The 3,346-nt window shown below is 37.0% G+C and carries 5 protein-coding genes and 2 tRNA genes; 6 read left to right on the top strand and 1 reads right to left on the bottom strand.

All coding sequences use genetic code 11. The features are described from left to right. Window positions 1-680: 680 nt before the first annotated feature. Window positions 681-753, bottom strand: a tRNA-Gly gene (locus tag OZD66_RS00820). Between the two features lie 180 nt (window positions 754-933). Between OZD66_RS00820 and OZD66_RS00815 the strand changes: the two genes are divergently transcribed. The 6 genes from OZD66_RS00815 to OZD66_RS00790 form a co-directional block, all read left to right on the top strand. Further along, window positions 934-1,554, top strand: coding sequence for a ribonuclease D (locus OZD66_RS00815; protein WP_182367612.1), 621 nt, complete (start codon window positions 934-936; stop codon window positions 1,552-1,554). A 116-nt stretch (window positions 1,555-1,670) separates the two neighbouring features. Further along, window positions 1,671-1,994: a thioredoxin gene (gene trxA, locus OZD66_RS00810; protein WP_065095178.1), complete on the top strand. Its 324-nt coding sequence runs from the start codon at window positions 1,671-1,673 to the stop codon at window positions 1,992-1,994. Window positions 1,995-2,036: 42 nt separating this feature from the next. Further along, window positions 2,037-2,113 (top strand) — tRNA-Ile (locus OZD66_RS00805). A gap of 78 nt (window positions 2,114-2,191) precedes the next feature. Further along, window positions 2,192-2,848 (top strand): CADD family putative folate metabolism protein, encoded by a 657-nt coding sequence (locus OZD66_RS00800; RefSeq protein WP_182367615.1) that lies wholly within the window; start codon window positions 2,192-2,194, stop codon window positions 2,846-2,848. Between the two features lie 39 nt (window positions 2,849-2,887). After that, on the top strand, window positions 2,888-3,124 hold the full coding sequence (locus tag OZD66_RS00795) for a dihydroneopterin aldolase (RefSeq protein ID WP_275021918.1): 237 nt from the start codon (window positions 2,888-2,890) through the stop codon (window positions 3,122-3,124). 59 nt (window positions 3,125-3,183) lie between these two features. Further along, window positions 3,184-3,346 (top strand): IS630 transposase-related protein (locus OZD66_RS00790; protein WP_275021924.1); only part of this gene is annotated, 163 nt, incomplete at its 3' end.

The raw sequence follows: 3,346 nt of genomic DNA, 5'->3' as shown, positions 1-3,346 counted from the left end.
CAAGATTTTCAATAAGTTGCTTATAATCCTAATTATAGTTAGCCTTTCATAAGTAGCGATGCAACAAAGCCATTCCAGCGTCACGCGCTGGAATGACAGCAGTCCTACGTCATACCGCGATTCATTCGCGGTATCTCAGCTGCTAACAAGAGATCCCACTAACACGTAGCGGGATGACGGTTGTCGTTTAGCCATAAACATTAAGAAATTTACCAAACGAAAAAAAGGCAAAAGAAGCCCCGTGGTTATTATCCGCTTTAAAATATTGGCGTTTTTTATGTTTTAAACGCTTGACAAGCGAAATTCAGCTGCTTTTAATTGCAACTAACTTACGCTGCAAACGTTTAAGAAATTTACTAAGCAGAAAAAAAGACAAAGAACCCCCGAGTTAGCTAGTCTTTTACTATCTCTGTCGAGTATTGGCATTTTTTGATGTCTTGTAACGCTTTATAAGCGCGTTCAGCTTATTTAGATAAAAATCTAGATGTAGATGAAGTTTTGTAAAGACATACAGTATCTATATACTGCAAAAAATTAAACATAAGACGCCGATACATTAAGTAATCCTTACCTTTTAATCTGCAGATTGGCGAAAGCAAATACAATGGCTTCACTTTCATGGTAAGGGGGCTGGCGGAGTTTGTCAAGGGATTTTTGACGAAATGATTTTGAAAGCAAAGAGCGGGAGAAGGGGTTCGAACCCTCGACCTCAACCTTGGCAAGGTTGCGCTCTACCAACTGAGCTACTCCCGCAATTAAATTAACCTAAATTTACTTAATTATAGGCATATACAGCGATTTGTAAACCCCGTGTACACGAAAAATGTGAGAGCCCATAAATTTGCGTGGTTCCTTCTATGATCTTTTCGTATACTTAAGACTCATTTTTGATTATCATAGGTTTTCAATTGTGCCAAAAAATGTATTAATTTTATGGGAATATTTTTATATAAAGACGACTTGCCAGCTAGTTCAATACCAGATGATATAAGGTCTATAGCTGTTGATACCGAGGCAATGGGGCTACTTCATAGCAGAGATAGATTATGCCTTGTGCAGCTCTCTTTTAATGATGGCAACGCTCACTTAGTTCAACTCAAGAACGATTATACAGCGCCAAATTTGAGAAAAATATTAGAGGATAAAAATATAACTAAAATATTTCACTTCGCGCGATTTGATGTAAACATAATACGTTATTACTTGGAAACTTGGGCACTTCCGTGCTATTGCACAAAGATAGCTTCACGTTTAGTTCGCACTTACACAGATAATCATAGCTTAAAAGAGTTGTGCTTAGAGCTGCTTGATACCAAACTAAATAAGCAGCAGCAATCTTCTGATTGGGGAAATGAAAATTTAACAGACAAACAAAAAAGTTATGCTGCATCTGATGTTTTGTATCTCCACAGGATAAAGGAAAAGCTAGACTTAATGCTGGAACGTGAAAATAGAAAAGAATTGGCCCAAAAGTGCTTTGAATTTCTTCCTACTCGTATTGAGTTAGACTTAATGGGTTGGGAAAACGTGGATATCTTTAACCACCAGATGTAATAGAAGTTTTTTGTTTATGCAAAACACTTTAGGGCAATTTTTCAAGCTCTGCGGTAAGAATTTAGTTGATTAACTGCTAATAGATACGCTATATTTTACAAAAATTTAGGTATTTTATGAGTGATGATATTACATCGGTAAATGATCAAAATTTCAAATCTGAAGTCACTGACTATAAAGGGTTTGTTCTGATAGACTTTTGGGCAGAATGGTGTGGGCCATGTAAAAGTCTAATGCCACGTATCGAACAATTGGCTAAAGACAGAAAAGGCAAGATTAAGATCTGCAAATTCGATATAGATGGAGAAACTGAAGTGCCAAGTAAGTATGGGGTTCAATCTATACCTACTTTGATTATATTTCAAGATGGTAAGGAAATTGCACGCAAAATTGGTGCAACAAATGATCTGCTAAGTTGGGTTGATAGTGAAATAAGCTAATAGACAAATTTGCTTTTGTGTGTATTATAAATATTGATAAAAGGGATTGTAGCTCAGTCGGTTAGAGCAGTTCGCTCATAACGAATTGGCCGTAGGTTCGAGTCCTACCAATCCCACCATTGTGTTGATCTTAGCATGATCGTAACAATAAGAAAACTATAGTATATGAACTATATGTTGATATAATGGAGGAAATAATGAAATTTACTAAGTCTCTAAATAACAAGTTAGATGAATTGCACTTACTAAATCGTCCATTCTACCAATCATGGAATACAGGAAGCTTAAGCTTGCAAGCTTTACAAACCTATGCTAAAGAATATTATCACCACGTTGCTGCGTTTCCTCGTTATATCAGTGGTGTACATTTTTTGTGCCCAGATCTAAAAATGCGACAGGTTTTGCTTGGTAATTTGATAGAAGAAGAACAAGGTGATGAAAATCATCCAGAGTTAAGGAAACGTTTTGCTGAAGGGCTTGGTGTAACACGGTCTGATCTCCATAAGGATGCACAGATTAGAGAGACACAGGAGTTAGTTGATGGTTACTTTGATATTGTACGATCAGACTTTGCTTCCGGTTTGGGTGCACTTTATGCTTATGAACGTCAAACTCCAGAGGTTTCTAAGTCTAAAATTGAAGGTTTAAAAAAACACTATTCAATAAGTGATGAGCGTTCTCTTCAATTTTTTACGGTCCATATGCATGCTGATGAGTGGCATTCTGAGGAATGTGCAAATCTTATTGAAGATCTAGATGAAAAAGAGCAAGATAAAGTTATGCAGGGTGCTCAAAAGGGAGCAAGGCTCTTGTGGGGTTTTCTTGATGGAATGATGAATGCTAGCGTGTGTTAGTAGTTGTAAGTAGCTTAAACTCAGTGATGTTGGAATGCAATGTCTGCATGTAATCTTCTTATATCTGACTTACGGCTTTGGGTTCATTTAGGCTATAGTGCAGAGGAGAAGTATCATTCTCAATTAGTTAGTGTTAATATTGATTTTACCTTTAAATCCCCCCCTTTAGGACTTACAACTGACCGGCTTGAGGATACTATATGCTACTTGGAGGTAGTTCAGAGTATTCAATCTCTCGTTCAAAGCAAGCAATTCAACTTAATCGAGCATTTATAGCTCTTTCCATAAAAGTCCGGATGTGATAGGATAAGGATAGATGATGATAAGGAGGTTGAATGCCAGCAGCATATAGTTATGATTTAAGAAAAAAAGCAATGGAAGCGCTAGACGAAGGAGAAAGCAGAGAAGCAGTGGCAGCAAGATTTAAGATTGGACGAACTACTTTATGGGAGTGGCAGCAAAGAAGAAAAGAAACAGGAGACTTTCAATCAAAAAAAC

This window comes from Wolbachia endosymbiont of Drosophila baimaii (assembly GCF_028982185.1).
GTDB lineage: Bacteria > Pseudomonadota > Alphaproteobacteria > Rickettsiales > Anaplasmataceae > Wolbachia > Wolbachia pipientis.
This window is presented reverse-complemented; position numbering and strand designations above follow the sequence as displayed.